The organism is Actinosynnema sp. NPDC023587, from assembly GCF_040640215.1.
In the GTDB taxonomy this organism is placed as follows: Bacteria; Actinomycetota; Actinomycetes; order Mycobacteriales; family Pseudonocardiaceae; genus Actinosynnema.
The window spans coordinates 41,737-65,775 of the sequence record NZ_JBFABG010000017.1; the positions used below are offsets into that span (position 1 = coordinate 41,737).

Here is a 24,039-nt window from a genome sequence, read left to right on the forward strand (position 1 = left end):
GTGGTGAAGGGGCTTGTCGTGGACGCGCCAGGAGTCAGGATCGAAGGCATGAACTCGATGAAAAGGTTCAGCGCTCTCGTCGCGATCACCGCATCCCTCGTGCTCGGCTCCGCTTCCGCCGCGAGCGCTGATCCCGTCGACGTGACCGCGCTGAAGTGTGACGGCGACACCTACACGTGCACCGCGAACCTCCGCTTCGGCGACGGGGATTGGGTCGCCCAGTGGGACACCGACGTCTACCACGACCGGTTGGCTCTGAAGAACCCCGTCGCCGTCACCCGCCTGCGCTGCGACGGCGACACCTACAAGTGCACCGCGAACCTCCGCTTCGGCGACGGCCGCTGGGTGGCGCAGTGGGACGCCGAGGTCTTCCACGACCGGATGATGGTGCAGGACCCCGTTGACGTGACCGCGTTGAGGTGCGACGGCGACACCTACAGGTGCACCGCCGACCTCCGTTTCGGTGATGGGCGCTGGGTCGCGGAATGGGCCGCGCGCGTCTTCCACAACTGAGCCGGAGGTGCGTTGAGCGCCTTGTCGCGGGAACGGCGGAACCCCTGGTGGAACCGCGTCGTCGGAGCGTCGTTCCACCAGAGGTTTCGTTGCCGTGACACCCGGGCCCCCGCCGTGGCGGGGGCCCGCGTCAGATCCGCGCCGAGCGGACCGCCTCGGCCAGCAGTTCCTCCACCTGGTGGGTGAGCCGGCGGGCGTCCGTCGGGGTGAAGGTGCTCCACGGGACGTTGCCAGCCGACGCCCGGCGCTGCTGGAGGTACCGGCCGTCCTCGGTGTCGAAGAACGCCACCACGCGGTCCGGGCGGCAGCGCTTCCCGTACTTGTCCCGGGCCGCCGCGCCGAAGTTCCCCGTGTGCACCAGGCCGGTGAACATCTTCACCAGGGTCGTCGCGTCCTCCTGCCGCACGCCCCGGTCGCGCAGCGACGCTTCCAGGCTCTTCGGGGAGCCGTCCGAGTTCCGCACCGCCGCTTCCAGGTCCGCGCTGGGCATGGTGACCGAGTGCCCGTTGCCCGCCGGGTGGGCCGGCAGGGTGCCCAGGACCGCCGACGGCAGGCCGCTGCCCGCCGCCCGCCGGAACGTGAGCCGGTTCTCCTCCAGGGTGGCGAGGGCACCGTGGTCGCCGTTCGCCACGCCCAGCACCCGGACGCTCCGGCCCACCCAGACCCGGCCGTCCACCTCGCGCTCCGGCCGGAAGAAGAGCTTGAGCAGGTAGTCGAGCTCCGGGTGCAGCCCGGTGGGGCCGCCCAGCCCCCGCGCGCCGATGTTGTGCCACACCCGGCGTTCGAGCTCGGCCCGGTCCCGGTGCGTCCGACCGGGCGACGGGACCTTGATCACCAACGGCGCGGGGCCCAGGTCCAGGCGCTCCCACAGGACGTCGAACTCCTCGCCGGAAAGGGTGATCGGTTCCCTCTCGGCCTGCCCCCCGAAATGGGTCACTGCGCGCTCCAGGTCCTGCCCGCGTCACGGGCCCCGCCCCGACGACGGGGCCTCATCGCCGGTCCAGGCCAGGTTCCCCGCGGGGAACCTGGCCTGGACACCGAGAAGTCGGACTCGCCGTCGAACCTACTGCGGGCCCTCGCCGATCACCGGCGGGGCCACCAGGCGGTCGTCACCGAACACGTCGTCGGTCTCGACCAGGTAGTCGGCCACCTTGTGCTCGACGTCGTCCTCGCCCTCACCGGGACGGGCACCGTGGCCGCCGGCACCGCCGGGCGCGCCGCCGGGGCGTCCGCCCTGGGCACCGGGACCGCCGGGGCCGCCGGCACCGGGACCGAAGCCGCCGACGCCCGACATGCCGCCGCGACCCGGGGCGTTGCTGCTCGGCGTGCCGCCGGGGACGCCCTGACCACCGGGTACGCCCTGACCGCCCGGGACGCCCTGGCCACCGGGGCCGGGCACGAAGCCCCGGCCCGCACCGGGACCACCGGGGCCGCCAGGACCACCGGGCAGCCGGGTGTTCGGGGGCAGGTTCGGACGCGGACCACCGGGACCGCCCGGTCCCCTCGGGGGCACCGGACCGGTTGGCGGGGGCTGCCAGCCGCCGCCACCGGGCGGGTAGGTGCCCTGCGGGGGCGGGGTGGGACCGACCGGCGGCACGACCGGCGGCGGGGGCGGGGCCGTGGGCGGTGCCCACGACGTGTGCGTGTTGCCACCCGGCGGGACGAAGGTCGGCGGGGGCGACACGGGCGGCTGGGTCACCGGAGGCGGGAACACCGGAGGCTGGGACACGGACGGGGGCGCGGTGGGCTGGGCCCAGCTCGTCCTCGTCGTGCCGCTCTCGCCCGGCGGGGTCCACGCCTGCTGCGGGCTGGTGTAGTTGGCGCTGCTCTGGTTGTAGCTGCCCGCACCGCCCGGCGGCGGGGTGTCGATGACCACCTGCGGCGGCGGCACGAACTCGCCGAGCGTGCCGCTGTTCCACTCGCTGTTGGACTGGTAGGTGTTCATCACCTCGACGGCCTTGGCCTCGGCGTTGTCCTGCGCCGCTTCCTGGGCCTCGTGGTCGTTCTGCTGCTTGATGACGTGCATCATGCCGACCGGGCCGGTCAGCGCGCCCAGGATCTTCTCGCCCGTGGACGGTGCCTCGGTGGTCACCGGGACCGGCTCGGGCATCGACTTGCGGGCGTCGGCGATGTAGTCGCCCTGCAACTGGGCGGAGGTCTTCATCGTGTCCGAGCCCTGCTTGGCGTCGCCCGCCCACCAGCCCAGCGGCGACAGCGCGGTCTGGGTCTCCTCGGCGGTGGAGCCCTCCCACTTCGCGCCGAGCCTGCCCAACGCGGTGTGGATCGACTCGTCGACCTCGGCCAACGCGTCGGAAAGGCCCTTCCAGCCGTCCTCGACAGGACGGGAGGCGGCGACGCCGGGCCCCTCGTTGATCATGCGGTGCAGATCGGGGTGGGCATACCCGCGCCAGCGGTGGTCACCCATCGTGCTCGCCCCCCTCGGGTGCGTGGTCGGTCAAGGTCAGTCGTTGTCGATGCGGCCCCAGGCCGCGACGTTGTCGCCCTCGACCCGGCGGTAGTCCGCCTCGATCGCGGTCAACTGGTCCACGCAGCCCCGGAGCTGGTCGCGGTAGGCGAGAATGGCGTTGAGCGCCGCCGCGTCGCCCGTCTCGAAGGTGTCCCGGTTGAACGCCTGCGCGGTCTCCCTGCTGACCGGGTCGCCGGCCCAGGACCGCGCGCGGACCGCGGACATCGCGTTGTCGATCTCCGGTTCCAGCCGGTTCAACGCGTCCTGGAAGACCTGCCGGGCCTCCGGGATCGCCGTGGGGTCGACGCTGAGCTTCTGCGGCTTCCCGCTGTAGTCCGGCGGCGTGGAGCCCCCACCACCACCATCCGCGATGAACACGACACACCCTCCTCGGTCCTGCACCGCTGCCCGTGCGTGTGCGATCGGGACGACTCTAGCTCTGATGCACGAACCGGGTACCCGGTTCCCGGGGCAAAGGGAGCAGTTCCCCGCGTCTCACTTGGCCAGGAGGTTCGCCACGACGGCCCCCGCGACCTGCGGGACCAGCCGGCAGAGCTCCTCGACCGGGGTGTCGCCGAAGCTGCTCACGCTCGCGTCGACCATCTGGCCGTCGGAGACGTCGACCGCGACGGTGCACTTCGGCAGCTTGCCGGGCTCCTTGACGAGCACCGCGGGGAAGCCCGCGACCTCCATCTTCTCCGCCTTGTCGGCGTCGGCGCTGCCGGTGTAGAACTCGATGCCCTCGGTGCCGACCGCGGTGATCCCGACCAGGTACTTCCCGTCGGCCCGGTTGTGGTGGCAGGTCGCCCAGTCGAACCCGGGCACCTTGCCCGGCCTCGGCGGCTGGTCGGTGCCGAACTGGGTCCGCTGGGCCTCGGTGAGCAGGGTGCACGGGTCGACGTCGCGCACGGTGATGGTCTTGGGCCGCTTCGCCGGCTCCCGGGTGCTCGACCCCGGCGTGTCCGCCGTCGTGGTCGTGGTCCGGGGCGCACCGCTGTCGGTCCCGCTCGGCGAGCCGGTCGTGGTCTGCGAGCACGCGGTCAGGACGAGCACGGCGGCGAAGATCGGCACGGCACGGCGCATGCGGTCAACGTATCGGATCGGTGGGCACGGAGCGTCGCGAACGACGGGCCCGCGTCACTCGTTGGCGGCATTGCCGGCCGCGCCCGCTGAAGGAAACGTTCTCCACCGAGAGCCGCCGCCCTTTCCACCTGGGAGGAGCAATGCGCTCACGGGCACTACCGCTCGTGGCGGTCCTGGCGCTCGCCTTCGCGGTGCCGGCCGCCGTCGCCGAACCAGTCCCCGGTGGTGGTGGTGCGCGGTTCGACGTCGCCGCCTCGCCGGGTGACGTCTCCACCGTCCCCGACTGGCGGATGCGCTCCGGCGCGCACGCCACGCAGGGCGGCGCGGTCATCTCGACCACCGCGTACTCCGACGCCGGCTGGCTGACCGTGCCGGCCCGGTCCACGGTGCTGGCCGGCCTGGTCGCCGGCGGCGGGTACCCCGACCTGGATCAGGGCGAGAACCTGAAGCAGGTCGACCGGGCCGGGTTCACCGTGCCCTGGTGGTACCGGAAGGTGTTCACCGCCGCGCCGCGCGCGGGCTCGCACACGTTCCTCCGGCTCGACGGCGGCGTAATCTCGCGCGGCGAGGTGTGGCTGAACGGCACCCTGGTCGCCGGGTCCGACCGGGTCGTCGGCGCGTACCCGGCGCACGAGTTCGACGTGACGCCGCTGCTGCGCGACGGTGACAACGCCCTGGCGATCCGGGCGTCGTCGGCGGACCCCCGGGAGGACCTGTCCATCCACTTCATCGACTGGGCGCAGCTCCCGCCGGACTTCAACCAGGGCCTGCACCGGCACGTGCGGTTCGCCGCGACCGGCCCGGTGTCGCTGCGGTCCCCGCGCGCCACCGCCGACCTGCCGCTGCCGAGCCTGGCGTCCGCCGTGGTGACCGTGGAGGTGGACGCGCGCAACAACACCGGCGCGCCGGTCACCGCCGACGTGTCCGGCACGATCGGACTGGCCCCGTTCAGCCGGCGGATCTCGCTGGCGGCCGGGGAGAGCCGGACCGTCACCTTCACCCAGGACGTCGACCGACCTCGGGTGTGGTGGCCCTTCCAGATGGGCGGGCAGCCGCTCTACACGGCGTCGCTGGCCGTGGAGGTCGACGGCGTGACATCGGACACCGCGTCGACCGCGTTCGGCGTGCGCGAGGTGACCTCGGAACTGGTGCAGGGCGGGCGGCGGTTCAGCGTGAACGGCGAGCCGTTCCTGGTGCGCGGCGGCGGGTGGGCGTCGGACCTGTTCCTGCGCACGGACGTCCGCAGGATCGAGGACCAGCTCAAGCTGGTGCGGAGCATGGGCGTGAACACGATCCGGTTGGAGGGCAAGCCGGAGAACGACGAGTTCTACGACCTGGCCGACCGGTACGGGATCATGCTGCTCACCGGCTGGGAGTGCTGTTCCAAGTGGGAGTCCTACTCGTCGTTCGACGCCGAGGACGACCGGGTCGCGGGCGAGTCCGCCGAGAGCGAGGCCCGGCGCATCCGCAACCACCCGTCGCTGCTGGGCTTCCTGATCGGCAGCGACGCCGCGCCGCCGGCGGCGTTGGAGAAGATCTACCTGGACGCGCTGGAGCGGGCCGACTGGAACCTGCCGGTGATCTCGTCGGCGAAGGCGATCGGCTCGCCGGAGCTCGGCGCGCCCGGGATGAAGATGGACGGGCCGTACTGGTGGGAGCCGCCGGACTACTGGTACACCAAGAAGCTCGGCGGGGCGTTCGGGTTCGCCTCGGAGATCGGGCCGGGGCCGACCGTGCCGGAGATGGACGAGCTCCGGAAGTTCCTGCGGCCGGCGGACATCGCGAAGCTGACCGACTACAACGCCACCCAGTACCACCTGTCGCCGTCGACGACGTTCGACACGTTCTCCTCCTGGGGCACGGCGTTGGACGGCCGGTACGGCAGACCGTCGTCGCCGGAGCAGTTCGTGCGCAAGGCGCAACTGGCGAACTACGAGACGAACCGCGCGCAGTTCGAGGCGTTCGGGCGGAACTCCTCCGACGCTTCCAAGCCCGCGACGGGTGTCGTCTACTGGATGCTCAACGACGCGTGGCCGAAGATGTACTGGCACCTCTACGACTACTACCTGGCCACGGCCGGGTCGTACTTCGGGGCGAAGACCGCGCTGCGGCCGTTGCACGTCCAGTACTCGTACGACGACCGGTCGCTGGCGGTGGTGAACACCGGGCTGTCCGACGTGCCGGGGCTCAAGGTCCAGGCGACGGTGTTCACCCTGGACGGCGTGGTGAAGGCGGACGAGACGCGGTCGGTCACCGCGCGCGCCAACGGTTCCGTGCGCGCCGGGACGCTGCCCCAGCCCGGCGGGCTCTCCACGACGTACTTCGTGCGGCTGTTGTTGAAGGACGCCAACGGTTCCGTGGTGGACCGCAACGTGTACTGGTTGTCCACCAAGGCCGACAAGCTGAACTACAACGCGTCGACCTGGTACCACACGCCGCAGACCGGGTACGCCGACCTGACGGGGCTCGACCGGCTCCGGACCGGGCGGGTGGCGGTGACGACGTCGTCGGCCGAGGGGACGACGGACGTGACGCTGCGGAACACCGGGACCTCGGTGGCGTTCTTCGTCCGGGCGACGATCCGGAAGGGGGTCGGCGGGCCGGAGGTGCTGCCGACGGACTGGAGCGACAACTACGTGACGCTGTGGCCCGGCGAGTCGCTGACCCTGAAGGCGGCGTACCGGGCGGCCGACCTCGGTGGCGCGACACCGTCGGTGGAGGTGTTCGGGCACAACGTCTCCCGCGTCGTGCGCTGAGACCTCCGTTCGGGTGCCGGGGCTTTCCGGTCGTGCGCCGGCCGTTCAGTACGTAGCCTCGCCTCGTGGGCGACACGGGGCGGGGCAGGGCGGCGCTGGTGGTTCCGGGCAAGCCGGACCAGGCCCGCGTGGTGAACCTGAGGATTGTTCAACAATCTGACAACCTTCGGCGCGGTCGCGCGTTCGACGGCGCGCGGCCCGACCACGACGACCACCCCGGCCTCAGCGGCGACCTCGGCGGCGAGTCCCGGGGCGGTCCGGTCGACGGCCCCGGTGGCGGCCGGGTCGGTGACCGGTCCGACGAGGCGTGGGAGGGCGGGCCGTTCGTCGGCGTGCTGGACCACGCCGACGTCGAGGTGGTCGAGCGACCCGACGAGGTGCAGGTCGAAGGGCTGCTCGTGGGCGTCTGCGGGACGGACGTGGAGATCTTCCGCGACGGGTTCGGCGAGCCGCCCGCCGGTCGGGACGGTCTCGTGCCGTTCCACGAGTCGTTGGGACGGGTCGTCGCCGCGCCCGCCGAGTCCGGGTTCGTGCCGGGCGACCTGGTGGTGGGCGTGGTGCGGCGGCCCGATCCCGAGCCGTGCCCGGCCTGCGCGGTCGGCGCGTGGGACTTCTGCCGCAACGGGCGGTACCGCGAGCGCGGCATCAAGGAGCTCGACGGCTACGGGATGCAGCGGTGGGGCGTGCCGCCGGAGTTCGCGGTCAAGCTCGACCCGTCGCTGGGCGACCTCGGGGTGCTCACCGAACCCGCGTCCGTGGTGGCGAAGGCGTGGACCCAGGCGGAGGCGCTGTGCCGGCGCGCGCACGTCGTGCCGGCGTCCGCCGTGGTCACCGGTGCCGGACCCATCGGGCTGCTCGCCGCGCTGCTCGGCGTCCAGCGCGGGTTCGAGGTGCACGTCGTGGACCGCGTCGCGGACGGCCCGAAACCGGACCTGGTCCGGGCGCTCGGCGCGCACTACCACGCCGACATCGCCGACGTGTCCGCCGACGTCGCCATCGAGTGCACCGGCGTCGCGCCCCTGGCCTGGGAGGCGATCCGCCGCACGTCGGTGACCGTCCTGGCGGGCCTGACCGGCGACCACGACCCGGTGCCGCTGGACCCGGCCGTGTTCGACGAGGTCGTGCTCGGCAACAAGGCCGTGGTCGGCACCGTCAACGCCGACCTGGCCGACTACCGCGCCGCCGCCGACGCCCTCGCCCGCGCCGACCGCTCGTGGCTGGCGGGCCTGATCACCCGCCGGGTGCCGCTGGAGCGGTTCACCGAGGCCTTCGACAAGCACGCGGACGACGTCAAGGTGGTGGTCGACCTGGCCTGACGGCCAGGTCGACCACCACCCGGGCTACCGGCGGAGCATCTCGTCGATGCTCTCGGGCTTCATCGGCTTCGCGAAGAACCAGCCCTGGCCGGTGTCGCAGCCGATCCGGTGCAGGCGCTTGGCCTGGGACGGGGTCTCCACGCCCTCCGCCGTCACGCCCAACTGCAACGCGTGCGCCAACTGCACCAGCGTGGACACGATCTGCGCGTCGACCGGGTCCTCCTCGTCCGCCGCCCGCAGGCCCTCCATGAACGACCCGGCGATCTTGAGCTCGTGCACCGGCAGGTGCTTGAGGTACGCCAGGTTCGAGTACCCGGTGCCGAAGTCGTCGATCGCGATCCGCACGCCCATGTCCGACAGCGCCCGCAGCGCCTCCAACGGCTCGTCGGCGGTGCCCATGATCGCGCTCTCGGTCAACTCCAACTGGAGGTGGTGCGGCGGCAGGGCGCACTCGTCCAGGATGCGCTTCACGTCCCGCACCAGCTCCGGGTCGCGGGACTGCCGGACCGCCAGGTTCACCGACACGAACGGGGCCGAGTCGCCGAACTCCTCCAACCACCGCCGCCCCTGCTCACAGGCCCGCCGCAGCACCCAGCGCCCCAGCGGGACGATTAAACCGGTCTCCTCGGCCAGCTCGATGAACCGGTCCGGCGCGAGCCGCCCGAACTCCGGGTGCTGCCAGCGCACCAGCGCCTCGACACCCACGACCGTGCTGTCCTCCAGCCGCACCAGCGGCTGGTAGTCCACGTAGAACTCGTCCCGCTCCAGCGCCGCCGGCATGGTCGCCGACAACGTGAACCGGGCCACCTCCTTGGCGTTGCGCTCGGGGTCGTACAGCGCCCAGCGCGACTTGCCGTCCGCCTTCGCCCAGTACAGCGTGATGTCCGCGTCGCGCATCAGGTCCGCCGCCGTCGTTCCGGACAGCGCCCGCTCCACGATGCCGATCGACGCCGACACCGTCAGCTCGTGCCCGCCGATCCGGATCGGCGACTCCAGCTCCCGCAGCACCCGGTCCGCGACGTCCACGATGTCCCGGGTGTCCCGCGACCCCTCCACCAGGATCACGAACTCGTCGCCGCCCATCCGCGCGACCAGCTTGCCCTCGCCCGACACCGAGTGGTCCAGCCGCCGGCCGACCTCCACCAGCAACTGGTCGCCGATGTCGTGCCCCAGGCTGTCGTTGATCACCTTGAACCCGTCCAGGTCCAGGTAGCACAACCCCGCCCGCCGCCGCGCCCGGTTGTTGAACACCCGACCCAGCCGCTCCAGGAACAGCGCCCGGTTCGGCAGGCCGGTCAACGGGTCGTGCAACGCCTGGTAGCGCAGGCGGTTCTGCAACAGGTGCCGGTCGGTCACGTCCTCGATCATCGCCACCTGGTACTGCGGATCACCGTGGTCGTCGCGCACCAGCGACAGCGTCAGGTGCGTCCACACCTGCTCGCCGTCCGCCCGGCGGAACCGCTTCTCGGCCCGGTAGTGGTCGCACTCGCCCGCGGTGAGCTGGTCGTACAGCCGCCAGACGCTCGTACCGTCCTCGGGGTGCATCAGGTCGCGGATGTTGTACTGGCGCATCTCCTCGACGCTGAACCCCAGCATGTCCTGCAACGCCTGGTTCACGTCCAGGATGCGGCCCTCGATGTCGGCGATGCCGATGCCGATGGCCGCCTCGGTGAACATCGCGCGGAACCGCGCCTCGGACGCCCGCAGCGCCGCTTCGGCCTGGTCACGGGCGTCCAGCACGGCCGCCCGGATCGCCTCCTGCTCGGCCAGCGTCCGCTCCCGCAGCGCCCGCGCGTAGCCGGCGGCCAGCGCGCCCTGCAACGCGGCCAGCCTCGACCGCACCACCTCGTCCGGGGCGATGCCCAGCTCGGTGAGCAGGTCGTCGCCGAGCAGCTGGACGGTCCGGCCCAGCGTGTCCGTGCCGGTGAAGTGGGCCTCGACCAGCCGCGCGCCGATCTCGTAGCCGGGCGCGGTGCGGAACGGGCTCGCGTGCAGCGCGTGCACCAGGACCTCGGTCAGCGCCTGGAGGTGCTCGGCGACCTCGGCCCGGGTCATCGGGACGTAGCTGCTGCCGATCACGGCGGTGGCCCAGGTCCGCGCGAACGACTCGGCCCCGGCCAGTACGGCGGGGTCGAGGTTCGATCGGCCCGGTGCTGCCACCCGATGGTCAACCTGTTCCGTCATGTCCGCCGGCCTACCGCCACAACGCAGAGGATACGGCCGGTTGCCCGGCGCGGTCGACCGCCGAGGTGCCGGCCACCGCGCACGGCACCGTCACGGCTTCCGCCCGACCGCGCCGAAGCCCAGGAAGCCCGACGCGTTCTCGTCCAGGTCGTCCGGCGACTCGGGGTGCCACAGGGGCAGCCGCGCGACACCCGGTTCGACCAGCTCGAACACGTCGATCAGCCGCTCGACCTCCTGCTTGCCGCGATAGGTGATCTCGCTGACGCCGCTGTTGTACTCCCTGGTGGCGTCGTCCCACGCCGGGTCCCACTCGCCCCGCTCGTACCCGGCGTGCGACACCGCCAGGTAGCTGCCGGCCGGGATGGCGTCGTGGTACGCGCCGACGAGGCCGCGTGGGTCCTGCGGGTCGGGCACGAAGTGCAGCAGCGCCACCATCAGCACGCCGATCGGCCGGTCGAAGTCCAGCAGGCCCCGCACCTCGGGCGAGGCGAGCACGGCGGACGCGTCCCGCACGTCGGCCCGGAGCACGCCGACCCGCTCGTTGCCGGTCAGGATGGCCCGGCTGTGCGCGACCGCCACCGGGTCGATGTCGACGTAGACGACCGTCGCGGTCGGATCAGCGGCCTGGGCGATCTCGTGCACGTTGCCCGCGGTCGGGATGCCCGACCCGAGGTCGAGGAACTGCCGGACGCCCCGGGAGAGCAGGTAGCGCACCGCGCGGCGCAGGAACGACCGGTGGTTGAGCACGATGGTCCGCAGCATCGGCACGCCCGCCCGGACCCGGTCGCCCACGGCCCGGTCGACGGCGAAGTTGTGCGCACCGCCCAGCCAGTAGTCGTAGACGCGCGCGATGCTCGGGCGGCTCAGGTCGATGTCCCCCGGTGCCCAGGAGGGCCGCTCCACGCTGTCCACAGCGATCTCCTCCGGTTCCACCGTCGCGGTGCCTCCCACATCATGGGCCAATGCGGTGAGATAGCACACCGTCGCCCCGATCTCCCGCCGAATCGCCCCGCACGGCCGCGTTCACCGGGAAGAATCCCCCACTCGTGGGCTACCTGTGGATCGCGGGCGCGGTGGGCGTCGCCGCCGCCGGGGTGTTGTTCGTGATCCAGCAGCGGCGGACCAGGAGTCTCCTCGCACCTACGCTGGTGGGCTCCATCGGGGCGTTCCTGCTGGTCGCGGGGTGGTTGTTCGTCCTCGACCCGAACCAGCCGAAGCACGAGGCCATCAAGACCGGCGGCCTGGCCGGTGGTGCGGTCGTGGCGCTCTACGCGCTGTGGCTCAACGACCGGCGGCGGCGCACCGACGAGGCCCGGCAGCAGGTCGAAGTGGACCGCCAGGCGATCGAGACGGCGCGGCAGAAGCTGGAGGACTCGCGGGCCGAGCACGACCGCTCGCGGGTCGCCGACGAGAGGTTCGCCCGATCAGTGGAACTTCTCGGGCACGACGCCGAACAGGTCCGGGTCGGGGCCATGCACGCGCTGGCCGGCCTGGCGCGGACGCGCGGGGAGTACACCCAGACCGTGCTCGACGTCCTGTGCGCGTACCTGCGCCGGCCGTTCAAGCCGGAGCGGGACGACGAGGGCGACCCGACGCCGGAGAGCGAGCGCGAGCTGGAGGTCCGGCTCAGCGCGCAACGGCTGATCGCCGACCTGCTGCCGAAGGACGACCAGGCCGACGCGCCGCTCTACGACCTCGACCTGACCAGGGCGTACCTGACCTACTTCGACCTCTCGCACCGCCAGGTCGGCGAGCTGATGATCCGCGCGGCCCGGCTGACCGAGTCGAACTCGTTCCACCACACCGTCGTGCACGGCGGCGCGTGGTTCACCGACGGCCGGAGCTCGGGCCGGCTCCACCTGCACCACGTGGTGTTCCGGGGGAGGGCCTGGTTCAGCCGGTTCCACAACACCGAGAACACCGACTTCTCCGGGACGAGGTTCCTCGGCCCGAACAAGTTCGCGGGCACGCGGTTCGACGGCCGGGTGAGCTTCGCGGGCGCGGAGTTCGCCGAGCCGATCGACTTCACCGGGGCCGAGTTCCACGGCGACCTCGACCTGCGGCCGGCGAAGTCCACCGTGGCCCGCACGCACGGCATGAAGGTGTCCCTGGCGCACGAGACCGCGCTCCCCGACGGCTGGGTGGTCGACCCCCGGGACGCGACGACCGGCCTGGTGAGGAGTTGACCCGCGTGCGCGGACGGTGGTTGCTCGCGGCGAGCGTGGTGGCCGCGATCCTGGTGACGGCGGGGACCACGGCCGTGCTGCTGCGGGTCGAGCCGAAGCAGCCGGCGGCCGAGGCGATCAAGACCGGCGGCCTCGCGGGCGGTGCCGTGGTGGCGCTGTACGCGCTGTGGCTCAACGACCGGCGGCGGCGCACCGAGGAGGCGCGGCACGAGCTGGAGAGCGACAAGGTCGCCGACGAGCGGTTCGCGCGGGCCGTGGAGATGCTGGGCAACGAGGCCGACCAGGTGCGGGTGGGCGCGATGCACGCGCTGGCCGGGCTGGCGCGGGCCGCGCCGAGGTACAAGCAGACCGTGCTGGACGTGCTGTGCGCGTACCTGAGGCGGCCGTTCGCCCACCCGGCGTTCGTCGTGCGCCCGGAGGACCCCGACCAGGCGTTCCACCGGGCGGGCGGGGACGTGGAGCTGCCCACGCCCGAGGAGGACCGGGAGCGCACCGTCCGGCTGACCGCGCAGCGGCTGATCACCGACCTGCTGCCGTGGGGTCAGGACACCGATCCCACGCTCTACCACCTGGACCTGACCGGCGCGAACGTCGAGTACCTGCGGCTGGAGGGCCGGCGGGTCGGCCGGCTGACCGCGCGGCGCACCCGCTTCCACGGGATCACCGCGTTCCGCGAGGTGCGGTTCGCCAAGCCGGCGCTGTTCTCCGGCGGCACGTTCCTCGGCCGCGTCGACTTCCAGCGGGCGCACTTCCTGGGCGGGTTGTCGTTGCAGGACACGGCATTCGCCGGGGAGGTGGACGTCCGGGAGGCCGAGGTGGACCTGTTCGTCCACCTGCCACCCACGCCGCCGACGGTGGTGGGGTCGCTGACCGTGCGGCCGGGCGCGCGGGTGAAGGAGGACCCGGCGGGCTGGCCGTTGACCGGGCTCGCGGAAGCCCGGCTGGTGGGGCGGGACGACTAGCGCACGCCCGCCAGGAACGCGCGGAACGCCCGGGTCGGGAACACCAGCACCGCACCACCGCGCTGCTTGCCGTCCCGCACGGCCGTTCCCGTGGCCAGGCGGGCGAGTTCGACGCACTGCGCACCACCGCCGGCGTTGGAACGGCTGCTCTTGTGCCACCGCAAGCCCTCGAACGCCTCGGCACCCATGATCGCGGCTCCCATCCCTCGCGGACGCGTCGCCACGCCCAACGCCTGGTCCGGAGTGTGTCGTAAGAACGATCGGTGCTGAGACCACCCGATCCGGTGAACTAAGGCAGAGATCCGCCACTCACCCCACCGGCCACAGCACGGTGTGCCGACCACCCGCGCGCTCCGCCCCGGCATCGAACCGGGCCGGCGAAGCGCTCGGGCAACTGCGCCGGTCGCCCGCCTGACCACACCGACCGGCCCACCGCCGTGCCGCCTTCTGATGGACAGCCCGCCGCCCCTGGCGCAGGCTGGTGGGCGCATCCAGACGAGAGGTGGGCACCATGCAGCAGCGCCGGATCGGGGACGTGCGGGTCAGCGCCATCGGCCTGGGCGGCATGCCGATGTCCGTGGAGGGCCGGCCGCCGCGCGAACGGGCCCTCGCCACCGTCCGGGCCGCCGTCGAGGCCGGGGTGACGCTGATCGACACGGCCGACGCGTACTCGGCCGACGAGCACGACTTCGGGCACAACGAGACGTTGATCGCGGACGCCCTGAAAGGCGTCGACGGCGTCCTGATCGCCACCAAGGGCGGGCACACCCGCACCGCCGGCGGCGGGTGGGGGCTGGACGGGCGGCCCGAGTACCTGAAGTCGGCGTGCGAAGCGTCGCTGCGCCGGCTCGGGGTGGACGCGATCGACCTCTACCAGTTCCACCGGCCCGACCCGCAGGTGCCGATCGCCGAGTCCGTCGGCGCGCTCGCCGACCTCCTGGACGAGGGCAAGATCCGACTCGCGGGCGTGTCCAACTTCGACCCCGCGCAGATCCGCGAGGCGGACGAGGTGCTGGGCGGGCGGCTGGCGTCGGTGCAGAACCAGTTCTCGCCGGCGTACCGGTCGTCCGAGTCGGAGCTGGAGCTGTGCGCGCAGCGCGGCATCGCGTTCCTGCCGTGGAGCCCGCTGGGCGGGATCAGCGCCGCCGGCGAGCTCGGGTCGCGGTTCGCGGTGTTCGGGGAAGTGGGGCGCGCGCACGACGTCAGCCCCCAGCAGGTGTGCCTGGCGTGGCTGCTGGCGAAGTCGCCGGCGGTGGTGCCGATCCCCGGCTCGTCGCGCCCGGACAGCATCCGCGACTCGGCCGCGGCGGTGCACCTGGAGCTGTCCGACGAGGAGCTCAAGCGGCTGGACGGGTGACACGCGGATGCGGAACCTGACGAAAAGCCCGAAGATCTAGGCCGGACGCATCAACCGCCTAGGCTCATTGGGGGCGTCGATGACCCATCGACTCCGCACCTTGACCGCACAACTCGGCGCGGTGGCGATCACGCTGGCGATCGCTCCGGTGGCGCACGCGCTGCCCGAGGGCTCCGCGGACCACTACGCCGGATCGCAGATCGCGAAACACGAGGGGACGACCGGCACCCGCGCGGCGCGCCTGCCCGACGGCCGCGTGCCGGGCATGGACGTGAGCAGCCACCAGGGCGACGTGGACTGGGGGCGCGCCTGGGCCGACGGCGCGCGGTTCGCGTACGTGAAAGCCAGCGAGGGCACCGGGTACCGCAACCCGCACTTCATCCAGCAGTACGACGGCTCCTACCACGTCGGCATGATCCGAGGCGCGTACCACTTCGCCCTGCCCGACCGGTCCGGCGGGTGGGAGCAGGCCGAGTTCTTCGTCAACAGCGGCGGGGGCTGGTCGGGGGACGGCAAGACCCTGCCCGGCGCGTTGGACCTGGAGTACAACCCCTACGGCGACACCTGCTACGGGTTGAGCCAGGAGGCGATGGGCGGCTGGGTGCGGGCGTTCAGCGACCGCGTCCGCGAGCGGACCGGGCGCTACCCGACCATCTACACCTCCACTAGCTGGTGGAACCGCTGCGTCGGCTGGTCGGCGACGTTCGGCGCGACCAACCCGCTGTGGGTCGCGCACTACGCCGACCAGCTCGGCGCGCTGCCGAACGGGTGGGACTACGAGACGATCTGGCAGTGGCAGGCCGCCGGCCTGTTCCCCGGGGACCAGAACCTCTTCAACGGCAACGCGAACCAGTTGCTCCAGATAGCGCTGGGGTAGCCGTGCCACCCCGCGCCGGTGCCCGGTGGCGGGCCCTCCTGGGCCGCGCGACCGCCCTCGCCGCCTGTGCCCTGATCACCGCCACGCCCACCACCGCCGCCGTCCCCGCGCGCGTCGGCGACCACGCGATGGGGTCGCAGATCGCCGCGCACGAGGGCGGCGACCGGCGGGTCGTCCTCGACCCCGCCCGGTCCACCCGCGCCGTGGTCGAGGGCATCGACGTCAGCAGCCACCAGGGCGACGTCGACTGGTGGCACTGGTGGGGGCAGGGCAAGCGGTTCGCGTACGTGAAGGCGACCGAGAGCACGACCTACCGGAACCCGCACTTCACCCAGCAGTACGACGGCTCCTACCACGTCGGCATGATCCGCGGCGCGTACCACTTCGCGCTGCCCGACCAGTCCTCCGGCACCGCCCAGGCCGACTTCTTCGTCGACCACGGCGGTGGCTGGTCGGGGGACGGCAAGACCCTGCCCGGCGCGCTCGACATGGAGTACAACCCGTACGGGTCGATCTGCTACGGCCTGTCGAAGGAGTCGATGGTGGCGTGGGTGGCCGCGTTCCACGACCGCTACCACGCCCGGACCGGCCGCCACCCGGTCGTCTACACGTCCGCGAACTGGTGGAACCAGTGCGCCGCCGGGGACTTCAGCGCCACCAGCCCGTTGTGGGTGGCGCGTTACGCGTCCGGTGTCGGTGCCCTGCCCCACGCGTGGGGCTACCACACGTTCTGGCAGTACACGTCGTCACCGCTCGACCAGAACCAGTTCAACGGGGCCTACGACCGGCTCCAGGCGCTGGCGAACGGTTAGACGGGCACTGGCGGGGTGGACCGGCACGGGTTCCGGGGCTTCCGCCCGCGCGAGGAAGGGGTGGTCGGGGAGCACTCCGCGCTCCCCGACCACCCGCTCCGCGTCAGTCGAACAGGGCCGGGAGGGTGCCCTCCCAGGCCGCGCGCAGCTCGGCCAGGTCGAGCTGCCCGAGCTCCTGGAACTCCAGCGCGTGCGACTCCGGGTCCACCACGCCGACCTTGCGCCACGGCAGACCGCGCGCCGTGCACATGTCGGTGAACCGCAGCTCTTCCGTGCGCGGCACGGCGACCAGCACCCGGCCCGCGGACTCGCTGAACAGCTCGGTGAACAGGTCGCCCTCCAGGAACACCCGCGCACCGGTCTCGCCGATCAGGCAGGTCTCCACCAGCGCCTGCGCCAGGCCGCCCTCGGCCAGGTCGTGCGCGGCGGACAGCATGCCGTCCCGCGACCCGGCCACGAGCACCTCGCCGAGCAGCTTCTCCCGCGCCAGGTCCACCTTCGGCGGCACGCCGCCCAGGTGGCCGTGCACGACGTGCGCCCACTCCGAGCCGCCGAACTCCGCGCGCGTCTCGCCGAGCAGGAGGAGCGTCTCGCCGGCCTCCGCGCCCACCCCGGTCGGGATGCGGCGGCGGACGTCGTCGATGACGCCGAGCACGCCCACCACCGGCGTCGGCAGGATCGCCGTCGCGCCGGTCTGGTTGTAGAACGAGACGTTGCCGCCGGTCACCGGGATGCCCAGCTCGACGCAGCCGTCCGCGAGGCCCTTCACGGCCCGCTCGAACTGCCACATCACGCCCGGGTCCTCGGGCGAGCCGAAGTTCAGGCAGTTGGTGACCGCGACCGGCGTCGCGCCGCTCGTCGCCACGTTCCGGTACGCCTCGGCCAGCGCGAGCTGCGCGCCCGCGTACGGGTCGAGCCTGGTGTAGCGGCCGTTGCAGTCCGTGGACAGCGCCACGCCCCGGTGGGTGTCCTCGTCGATCCGGATCATGCCCGAGTCCGACGGCTGCGCGAGCACCGTGCCGCCGCGCACGTACCGGTCGTACTGCTGGGTGACCCACCGCCGGGACGCCAGGTTGGGCGACGCGGCCATGGTCTTCACCAGGGCCAGCAGGTCGTCCTTCGCGGGCCTGGGCAGCGCGTCCGGGGTGTTCGCGACCAGCTCGTCCTGGTCCGCCGGGCGCTCGATCGGCCGGTGGTAGACCGGACCCTCGTGCGCGACGGTGCGCGGCGGGACGTCCACCACGACCTCGTCGTCCCAGGTGATCACCAGCCGGTCGCCCTCGGTGACCTCGCCGATCTCGGTGGCGATCACGTCCCACCTGGCGCAGACCGCCATGAACGCGTCCACGTCCTCCGGCCGCACGACCGCGCACATGCGCTCCTGCGACTCGCTGGACAGCACCTCGGCCGGCGTCATGCCGGTGGCGCGCAGCGGGACCCGCTCCAGGTGCACGCGCATCCCGCCGTCACCGGCGGAGGCGAGCTCGCTGGTGGCGCAGGACAGGCCCGCGCCGCCGAGGTCCTGGATGCCGACCACGAGGCGTTCGCGGAACAGCTCCAGCGAGCACTCGATCAGCACCTTCTCCGTGAACGGGTCGCCGACCTGCACGCTCGGCAGCTTCTTGCGCTTGCCGGCCGTGTCGTCGAACGTCTCGCTGGCCAGCACGCTCACGCCGCCGATGCCGTCCAGGCCGGTGCGCGCGCCGTACAGGATGATCTTGTTGCCGGTGCCCGACGCGTGCGCCAGGTGCAGGTCCTCGACCCGCATCGCACCCACGCACAGGGCGTTCACCAGCGGGTTGCCCGCGTAGGTGGCGTCGAAGACGACCTCGCCGCCGATGTTCGGCAGGCCCAGGCAGTTGCCGTAGCCACCGACGCCGGCCACGATCCCGGGCAGCACCCGCCGGGTGTCCGGCGCGTCGGCCGGCCCGAACCGCAGCGGGTCCATCACGGCCAGCGGGCGCGCGCCCATCGCCAGGATGTCCCGCACGATGCCGCCGACACCCGTCGCCGCGCCCTGGTACGGCTCGACGTAGGACGGGTGGTTGTGCGACTCGGCCTTGAACGTGATCGCCCAGCCGTCGCCGATGTCCACCACGCCGGCGTTCTCGCCGATGCCCGCGAGCATCTTGGCGCGCATCTCGTCGGTGGTGGTGTCGCTGAAGTACTTGAGGTGCACCTTGGACGACTTGTAGGAGCAGTGCTCGCTCCACATCACCGAGTACATCGCCAGCTCGGCGTCCGTCGGCCGACGGCCGAGGATCTCGCGGATGCGGGTGTACTCGTCGTCCTTGAGGCCCAGCTCCTTGTAGGGCTGGTCCTGCTCGGGCGTCGCCTGGGCGTTCTCGACCGTGTCCGGGGTCATGCGCTCACCACCGCGTCGAGCAGGGACAGGAACAGGCCGAGGCCGTCGTCCGTCGGGCCGGTGAGGGCGTCGATCGCGTGCTCGGGGTGCGGCATCAGGCCGACGACCCGGCCGTTCGGGCTGGAGATGCCCGCGATGCCGTTGCGCGACCCGTTGGGGTTGTCGCCGACGTAGCGGAACACCACGCGGCCCTCGTCCTCCAGCTCGCGGAGGGTGTTCTCGTCGGCCTGGTAGCCGCCCTCGCCGGACTTCAGCGGAACCAGGATCTCGGCACCCCGGTCGTAGCGCGAGGTCCACGCGGTCTCGTTGTTCTCGACCCGCAGCCACTGGTCGCGGCACACGAAGTGCAGCTTGTCGTTGCGGGTGAGCGCGCCCGGCAGGAGGTGGGCCTCGCACAGGATCTGGAACCCGTTGCAGATGCCGAGGACCGGCATGCCCTTGCGGGCGGCCTCGACCACTTCCTGCATCACGGGCGCGAACCGGGCGATGGCACCGCACCGCAGGTAGTCGCCGTAGGAGAACCCACCGGGCACGACGACCGCGTCGACGCCCTTCAGGTCGTGGTCGGCGTGCCAGAGCGGTACGGCCTCGCCGTCGGCGTACTTGACGGCACGGGCGGCGTCGACGTCGTCCAGCGTGCCGGGGAACGTGATGACCCCGACCCTCATGCGTCGAGCCGCCTGACGACGAAGTCCTCGATCACCGGGTTGGCGAGGAAGGTCTCGGCGATCTTGGCGAGAGCGGCGTCGTCGACGTCGTCGGCGACCTCCAGCTCGAAGTGCTTGCCCTGGCGGACAGTGGTGATTCCGTCGAAACCCAGACGGGGCAGCGCGTTGGCCACCGCCTGTCCTTGCGGGTCGAGGATTTCGGGTTTCGGCATGACGTCGACGACGACTCGGGCCACGACAGGCTGCTCCAAGCTAGGAGGACTGGCGGTACTGGCAAAGCCTACCTGAGCTGGGTGTTCATCGACTTCGCAGGTGGTCGGGGGCACACGGTCACCTGCGATCACCCGATCGGGAAGCGCGGTACCGCACGCACTTCTGCTAATCTTCACCCAGCTTCGGCCCGTAAGCCGAGGAAGTGAGCACGGTCCACGTCCGGACGGACGTCGGCCGTGCTTCGCGCTTTCTACGGCAAATCGAGCCGGATGATCGAACCGATCGCGGGCCCGGCGCGACGGGCCCAGTCACCACCGACTCCGTGGCACCCGACCACCAGGTCCGGAATCCACAGCAGCGGCTCCGCGACGCTGTCGACGTGCTCGTAGACGAGGGACGTCTCGACGGCCTGCTTGCCCAACGCGTCGCGGATGGTCCGCAGGTCGTGCTTGTTCCGCGCATCACGGCTGTCCAGGACGAGCCGGCCGGCGCGCACGTCGAGCAGGTCGTCCACGAGCCGCGCCAGACAGGTCTGCCGCGCCCGTTCCTCGTCCTCCCGGCAGTCCGCCCGGTAGATGTCGACCCGGACACCCGACTCGATCAACCGCGCGAGGAGGAACTTCCGCCGGGTGGGCTTCTCCCGCCGGAAGTGCAATTCGCGCTGGCCCGGGAAGAGGAGGCCGCGCAGGTGTTTGCGCAGCCGGGAGAGGTCTTTCGGTTGGACGATCGCCACCGCCAGCAGGTAGGTGTCGTTGCGGCGGGATTCGTCTACGAACGCGTGCACGGTCACGTCCGCGCATCGGCACCCGGACGTCCCGCATGGACGGACATCACTCGAACGTGTGTTCGGTATTCCTCGCCACCTGGCACCCCGACCGCAATCCTGCGCGGGACGTTCGCTGTCGGCGTACCGGCTGGCGGGCGGCGGCGATCGCGCCCAGGGTGGGGATCATGCGGATCCTGGTGCTGGGCGGGACGGTGTTCCTCGGCAAGGCGATCGCCGCCGAGGCGGTGCGGCGGGGTCACGACGTGGTGTGCGCGGCGCGCGGCGAGTCCGGACAGGTACCCGACGGCGCGGCGCACGTGCTCGTCGACCGGAACGAGGGGCTCGGGCCGCTGGTCGGCCAGTCCTTCGACGCGGTGGTCGACCTCGCCACGATGGCCGTCTCCTGGGTCCGGGACGCGCTGCGCACCCTCGACGCCGGGCACTGGACGTTCATCTCAAGCTGCTCGGTCTACGCCGACCACGCCACCCCCGGCGGCACGCGGACGCTCCCGCCCCTCGAAGACGACCCGACCGCCGAGAGCACACCCGACCGGTACGGCTCGGTGAAGGTGGCCAGTGAGAACGCGGTCCGGGAAGCGCACGACGGCGCGTTCATCGTCCGCGCCGGCCTGATCACCGGTCCCGGCGACAAGAGCGACCGGTTCGGGTACTGGGTCAACCGGCTCGCGCAGGGCGGGCGGGTGGCCGTGCCGGACGTGTCGGACCAGGCGACGCAGCACGTCGACGTGCGCGACCTGGCCGCCTGGATCGTGGACAGCGCGGAGAACCGCACCGGCGGCACGTTCGACGCCATCGGCCCGGCCGACCCGCTGAGCCTGGTGCTCGGCGAGGTCGCGGGCGCGGTCGCGCCGCAGGGCACCGAGCTGGTGCGCATCCCGGAGGCCGTCCTCCGGTCGCACGAGATCACGCCGTGGTCCGGCCCGCGCAGCTTCCCGCTGTGGCTGCCGGACTCGCACCGGGCCCTGATGCTCCGCGACGCGCGTCCCGCGCTGGCGGCGGGCCTGCGGGTGCGCCCGACGTCCGAGACCGCGCGCGACTCGCTGGCGTACGAGCGCGCCCTCGGCCAGGACCGGCAGCGCCGGGCGGGCATCTCCCGCGAGGTCGAGGAGTCGCTGCTCGCGGCACTGGGCTGAGTCGCGCGGCGAGGAGACCCGGACACCCCGGGCCGGGCGGTCGACCGGGTGCAGACTCCGGAAAACGCGACAAAGGGGAAACGAATGCGACTCGTCCACTTCGGCCACTCGTGCGTGCTCGTGGACACCGGCACGGCCCGGCTGCTGTTCGACCCGGGCACCTGGTCGACCGGGTTCGAGCAGGTCACCGGCCTGGACGCGGTGCTGATCACGCACCACCACCCGGACCACCTGGACACCGCGCGCCTGCCCGACCTGCTCGCCGGCAACCCCGACGCCCGGCTGTACTCGGCCGAGGAGCTGGAGGGCGCGACCCCCGCCCGGCCCGGCGACGTGCTCACCGTCGCGGGTGCGTCCGTGCACGTCGTCGACGCGCCGCACGAGCAGATCCACCCGGCGGTCGAGGTGCCGGTGAACGTCGGCTACCTGGTCGACCACGGCGCGTTCTACCACCCGGGCGACTCGCTGACCGTGCCCGCGCAGCGGGTGGACGTGCTGGCCGCGCCCACCGCCGGGCCGTGGATGAAGCTGTCCGAGGCGGCGGACTTCCTGGCCGCCGTCGGTCCGCGCGTCGCGGTGCCGATCCACGAGGCGATCCTGGCCCGGACGGACCTGTACTACCGCGTGCTGGCCGGCACGGCACCCGAGGGCACGGAGTTCCGGGTGCTGCCGCGCGGCGAGTCGGTGGAGCTGTAGGTCGCCGCCTCGGCCCCGTGGCCCAGGGCCAGCTCGACGGACTCCAGCAGCACGTCGCGGACCCCGGGCCGGGCCAGGTCGGCCGCGTCCACGCCGATCCGCACGAACCCGCCGCGCCGGGCCGCCCGGCCCACGGCGAGCAGGTGGCCCCGGTGCTCGCCGACCATCCGCACCCGGCCGGCCCGCACGTCCCCGGTGCGCAGGTCGCGCACGCCGACCAGGTCCGCGCACACCGCGAACCGGTGCCGGCGCAGCGCGACCACCGTGCCGGGCGACGCGAGCCACCCCGGCGGCGCGAACAGGTCCGTGGCCAACCCGAGCCGGTGCGCCGCAGCTCGCGCCGCGACCAGCCGCAACCCGGCCTCGTGCGCGGGCAGCGCGGAGAACTCGGCCCGCCGGCGCAGCGACACCGCCCGGTGGCACGGGTCCGCGCTGTGGTCGAAGCCGTGCAGGACCAGCGCGTCCCGGCCGCGCACGCGGTCGCGCACCCAGTCCAGCGCCTCCCCCGCCCCGACCTTGCGCGGGGCGAGGAGCAGCGACACCGGCACCGAGCGCCGGTCGAGCTCCCCGGTCAGGTCGGCGCACCGGGCCAGCGTGCTCGGGCCGATGCCGGACAGCGAAACCACGAGGGTCGCGACCATGCCCCCCAGTGCGCCGCACCGGTGTGTCGGCGGCCTGACGACCAGGTGACGTGCGGTGACCGGGCGCGCGAACTTACCCGCCGATCCAGTCCGCGAACGACAGCCCGGTGATCCGCTCGTACGCCTCGACGTACCGGGCGCGGGTCGCCGCCACCACGTCGTCCGGCAGCGCCGGCGGCGGGGTGTCCGACGCCCGGTCCCACCCGGAGGCGGGCGAGGTCAGCCAGTCCCGCACGAACTGCTTGTCGAACGCGGGCTGCACCCGGCCGGGCTCGTACCCGTCGGCCGGCCAGTAGCGCGACGAGTCCGGCGTGAGCACCTCGTCGCCCAGCACGAGCGCGCCCGACCCGTCCAGGCCGAACTCGAACTTGGTGTCGGCCAGGATCACACCGCGTGACCGCGCGTACTCCCGGGCCGCCGAGTAGACGGTCAGGGTCGCGTCCCGCAGCCGCTCGGCGAGCTCCGCGCCGACCTCGCCGGCGACGTGCTCGAAGGACACGTTCTCGTCGTGCGAGCCGAGCTCCGCCTTGGTCGCGGGCGTGAAGATCGGCTCCGCCAGCTCCGACGCCTCGACCAGCCCGGCCGGCAGCGCGATGCCGCAGGCCGTGCCCGACACCCGGTACTCGGCCATCCCCGACCCGGTCAGGTAACCCCGGGCGACGCACTCCACCGGCACCATGTCGAGCTTGCGCACGAGCAGCGCCCGCCCGCGCACCGAATCCGGAATCCGGGGGTCGTCCCAGGCCACGAGGTGGTGGGGCACCAGGTCCGCGAACTTCTCGAACCAGAACACGCTCATCGCGGTGAGCACGCGCCCCTTGTCGGGGATCTCCGAGGACAGCACGTGGTCGAACGCGGAGATCCGGTCCGTCGCCACGAGCAGCAGCAGCTCCGAGTCCACCTCGTAGAGGTGGCGGACTTTGCCGGCGGCGACGGGGCGGTAGTCAGCAAGCTTCGACACGGCCCGCAGCCTACTTGCCGACCCGGACCGCACCACCGGCCGCCGAAGCCGCGCGTCCCAGG

General features: G+C 72.5%; 23 protein-coding genes. 10 read left to right on the forward strand and 13 right to left on the reverse strand.

Features of this window, described 5'->3' with window-relative positions:
* The first annotated feature begins 48 nt into the window (after positions 1–48).
* A complete protein-coding gene (locus AB0G01_RS30900; RefSeq protein WP_360952837.1) occupies positions 49–513 on the forward strand; it encodes a hypothetical protein in 465 nt (154 codons plus the stop codon).
* A gap of 130 nt (positions 514–643) precedes the next feature.
* Here AB0G01_RS30900 and AB0G01_RS30905 read toward each other — a convergent pair whose 3' ends face one another.
* The 4 genes from AB0G01_RS30905 to AB0G01_RS30920 form a co-directional block, all read right to left on the reverse strand.
* Positions 644–1,450: an ESX secretion-associated protein EspG gene (locus AB0G01_RS30905; protein ID WP_360952840.1), complete on the reverse strand. Its 807-nt coding sequence runs from the start codon at positions 1,448–1,450 to the stop codon at positions 644–646.
* A 126-nt stretch (positions 1,451–1,576) separates the two neighbouring features.
* Positions 1,577–2,938, reverse strand: coding sequence for a PPE domain-containing protein (locus AB0G01_RS30910; protein WP_360952843.1), 1,362 nt, complete (start codon positions 2,936–2,938; stop codon positions 1,577–1,579).
* A gap of 36 nt (positions 2,939–2,974) precedes the next feature.
* On the reverse strand, positions 2,975–3,358 hold the full coding sequence (locus tag AB0G01_RS30915) for a transcriptional regulator (protein ID WP_360952846.1): 384 nt from the start codon (positions 3,356–3,358) through the stop codon (positions 2,975–2,977).
* A 117-nt stretch (positions 3,359–3,475) separates the two neighbouring features.
* Positions 3,476–4,063: a DUF3558 domain-containing protein gene (locus AB0G01_RS30920; RefSeq protein WP_360952849.1), complete on the reverse strand. Its 588-nt coding sequence runs from the start codon at positions 4,061–4,063 to the stop codon at positions 3,476–3,478.
* Positions 4,064–4,203: 140 nt separating this feature from the next.
* Here AB0G01_RS30920 and AB0G01_RS30925 point away from each other — a divergent pair, with 140 nt between their 5' ends.
* Positions 4,204–6,819, forward strand: coding sequence for a glycoside hydrolase family 2 TIM barrel-domain containing protein (locus AB0G01_RS30925; RefSeq protein WP_360952852.1), 2,616 nt, complete (start codon positions 4,204–4,206; stop codon positions 6,817–6,819).
* A 65-nt stretch (positions 6,820–6,884) separates the two neighbouring features.
* Positions 6,885–8,135, forward strand: coding sequence for an alcohol dehydrogenase catalytic domain-containing protein (locus tag AB0G01_RS30930; RefSeq protein ID WP_360952855.1), 1,251 nt, complete (start codon positions 6,885–6,887; stop codon positions 8,133–8,135).
* A gap of 24 nt (positions 8,136–8,159) precedes the next feature.
* Here the strand turns inward: AB0G01_RS30930 and AB0G01_RS30935 are convergent, their stop codons facing one another.
* Both AB0G01_RS30935 and AB0G01_RS30940 read right to left on the reverse strand, forming a co-directional pair.
* The gene (locus tag AB0G01_RS30935; protein WP_360952858.1) at positions 8,160–10,319 is read right to left on the reverse strand and encodes an EAL domain-containing protein; all 2,160 of its coding nucleotides are present in this window, start codon (positions 10,317–10,319) and stop codon (positions 8,160–8,162) included.
* 90 nt (positions 10,320–10,409) lie between these two features.
* Positions 10,410–11,231: an SAM-dependent methyltransferase gene (locus AB0G01_RS30940; RefSeq protein ID WP_360952861.1), complete on the reverse strand. Its 822-nt coding sequence runs from the start codon at positions 11,229–11,231 to the stop codon at positions 10,410–10,412.
* 134 nt (positions 11,232–11,365) lie between these two features.
* Here AB0G01_RS30940 and AB0G01_RS30945 point away from each other — a divergent pair, with 134 nt between their 5' ends.
* Together AB0G01_RS30945 and AB0G01_RS30950 are read left to right on the forward strand one after the other, a co-directional pair.
* On the forward strand, positions 11,366–12,505 hold the full coding sequence (locus AB0G01_RS30945; protein ID WP_360952864.1) for a pentapeptide repeat-containing protein: 1,140 nt from the start codon (positions 11,366–11,368) through the stop codon (positions 12,503–12,505).
* Positions 12,506–12,510: 5 nt separating this feature from the next.
* Positions 12,511–13,467 carry a pentapeptide repeat-containing protein gene (locus AB0G01_RS30950; protein ID WP_360952867.1) on the forward strand — a complete coding sequence of 319 codons (957 nt, stop codon included), beginning with the start codon at positions 12,511–12,513 and terminating at the stop codon, positions 13,465–13,467.
* Here the strand turns inward: AB0G01_RS30950 and AB0G01_RS30955 are convergent.
* On the reverse strand, positions 13,464–13,670 hold the full coding sequence (locus AB0G01_RS30955) for a DUF397 domain-containing protein (protein ID WP_360952870.1): 207 nt from the start codon (positions 13,668–13,670) through the stop codon (positions 13,464–13,466). The genes AB0G01_RS30950 and AB0G01_RS30955 overlap by 4 nt on opposite strands.
* 308 nt (positions 13,671–13,978) lie before the next feature.
* Here AB0G01_RS30955 and AB0G01_RS30960 point away from each other — a divergent pair, with 308 nt between their 5' ends.
* From AB0G01_RS30960 to AB0G01_RS30970, 3 genes are all read left to right on the forward strand, one after another.
* A complete protein-coding gene (locus tag AB0G01_RS30960; protein ID WP_360952873.1) occupies positions 13,979–14,824 on the forward strand; it encodes an aldo/keto reductase in 846 nt (281 codons plus the stop codon).
* 79 nt (positions 14,825–14,903) lie between these two features.
* Positions 14,904–15,701 (forward strand): lysozyme, encoded by a 798-nt coding sequence (locus AB0G01_RS30965; RefSeq protein ID WP_360952876.1) that lies wholly within the window; start codon positions 14,904–14,906, stop codon positions 15,699–15,701.
* 2 nt (positions 15,702–15,703) lie between these two features.
* Positions 15,704–16,513, forward strand: coding sequence for a lysozyme (locus AB0G01_RS30970; RefSeq protein WP_360952879.1), 810 nt, complete (start codon positions 15,704–15,706; stop codon positions 16,511–16,513).
* Between the two features lie 103 nt (positions 16,514–16,616).
* Here AB0G01_RS30970 and purL read toward each other — a convergent pair whose 3' ends face one another.
* From purL to AB0G01_RS30990, 4 genes are all read right to left on the reverse strand, one after another.
* Positions 16,617–18,878: a phosphoribosylformylglycinamidine synthase subunit PurL gene (purL, locus tag AB0G01_RS30975; RefSeq protein ID WP_360952882.1), complete on the reverse strand. Its 2,262-nt coding sequence runs from the start codon at positions 18,876–18,878 to the stop codon at positions 16,617–16,619.
* Positions 18,875–19,546 (reverse strand): phosphoribosylformylglycinamidine synthase subunit PurQ, encoded by a 672-nt coding sequence (gene purQ, locus AB0G01_RS30980; RefSeq protein ID WP_360952885.1) that lies wholly within the window; start codon positions 19,544–19,546, stop codon positions 18,875–18,877. Before purQ ends, purL begins: the two co-directional genes overlap by 4 nt.
* Positions 19,543–19,782, reverse strand: a complete 240-nt coding sequence (gene purS, locus AB0G01_RS30985; protein WP_360727202.1) for a phosphoribosylformylglycinamidine synthase subunit PurS — start codon at positions 19,780–19,782, stop codon at positions 19,543–19,545. The genes purQ and purS overlap by 4 nt, the downstream gene beginning before the upstream one ends.
* A 227-nt stretch (positions 19,783–20,009) precedes the next feature.
* Positions 20,010–20,543, reverse strand: coding sequence for a hypothetical protein (locus tag AB0G01_RS30990; protein WP_360952888.1), 534 nt, complete (start codon positions 20,541–20,543; stop codon positions 20,010–20,012).
* A 167-nt stretch (positions 20,544–20,710) separates the two neighbouring features.
* Between AB0G01_RS30990 and AB0G01_RS30995 the strand changes: the two genes are divergently transcribed.
* Positions 20,711–21,679 carry an NAD-dependent epimerase/dehydratase family protein gene (locus tag AB0G01_RS30995; RefSeq protein ID WP_360952891.1) on the forward strand — a complete coding sequence of 323 codons (969 nt, stop codon included), beginning with the start codon at positions 20,711–20,713 and terminating at the stop codon, positions 21,677–21,679.
* Between the two features lie 84 nt (positions 21,680–21,763).
* Entirely contained in the window at positions 21,764–22,375 is a 612-nt protein-coding gene (locus tag AB0G01_RS31000; protein ID WP_360952894.1) for an MBL fold metallo-hydrolase, read from the forward strand.
* On the opposite strand, the gene AB0G01_RS31005 is transcribed toward AB0G01_RS31000, so the two are convergent.
* Entirely contained in the window at positions 22,297–23,016 is a 720-nt protein-coding gene (locus AB0G01_RS31005; protein ID WP_360952897.1) for a DUF2334 domain-containing protein, read from the reverse strand. The genes AB0G01_RS31000 and AB0G01_RS31005 overlap by 79 nt on opposite strands.
* A gap of 73 nt (positions 23,017–23,089) precedes the next feature.
* Positions 23,090–23,977: a phosphoribosylaminoimidazolesuccinocarboxamide synthase gene (locus AB0G01_RS31010; RefSeq protein ID WP_360952900.1), complete on the reverse strand. Its 888-nt coding sequence runs from the start codon at positions 23,975–23,977 to the stop codon at positions 23,090–23,092.
* Positions 23,978–24,039 lie beyond the last annotated feature (62 nt).

Bases quoted from the DNA above. Each gene is read 5' to 3' on its own strand.
- AB0G01_RS30900 (WP_360952837.1), top strand. From the start codon at position 49: ATGAACTCGATGAAAAGGTTCAGCGCTCTCGTCGCGATCACCGCATCC.
- AB0G01_RS30910 (WP_360952843.1), bottom strand. From the start codon at position 2,938: ATGGGTGACCACCGCTGGCGCGGGTATGCCCACCCCGATCTGCACCGC.
- AB0G01_RS30920 (WP_360952849.1), bottom strand. From the start codon at position 4,063: ATGCGCCGTGCCGTGCCGATCTTCGCCGCCGTGCTCGTCCTGACCGCG.
- AB0G01_RS30925 (WP_360952852.1), top strand. From the start codon at position 4,204: ATGCGCTCACGGGCACTACCGCTCGTGGCGGTCCTGGCGCTCGCCTTC.
- AB0G01_RS30935 (WP_360952858.1), bottom strand. From the start codon at position 10,319: ATGACGGAACAGGTTGACCATCGGGTGGCAGCACCGGGCCGATCGAAC.
- AB0G01_RS30955 (WP_360952870.1), bottom strand. From the start codon at position 13,670: ATGGGAGCCGCGATCATGGGTGCCGAGGCGTTCGAGGGCTTGCGGTGG.
- AB0G01_RS30960 (WP_360952873.1), top strand. From the start codon at position 13,979: ATGCAGCAGCGCCGGATCGGGGACGTGCGGGTCAGCGCCATCGGCCTG.
- AB0G01_RS30965 (WP_360952876.1), top strand. From the start codon at position 14,904: ATGACCCATCGACTCCGCACCTTGACCGCACAACTCGGCGCGGTGGCG.
- purL (WP_360952882.1), bottom strand. From the start codon at position 18,878: ATGACCCCGGACACGGTCGAGAACGCCCAGGCGACGCCCGAGCAGGAC.
- purQ (WP_360952885.1), bottom strand. From the start codon at position 19,546: ATGAGGGTCGGGGTCATCACGTTCCCCGGCACGCTGGACGACGTCGAC.
- AB0G01_RS30995 (WP_360952891.1), top strand. From the start codon at position 20,711: ATGCGGATCCTGGTGCTGGGCGGGACGGTGTTCCTCGGCAAGGCGATC.
- AB0G01_RS31000 (WP_360952894.1), top strand. From the start codon at position 21,764: ATGCGACTCGTCCACTTCGGCCACTCGTGCGTGCTCGTGGACACCGGC.
- AB0G01_RS31005 (WP_360952897.1), bottom strand. From the start codon at position 23,016: ATGGTCGCGACCCTCGTGGTTTCGCTGTCCGGCATCGGCCCGAGCACG.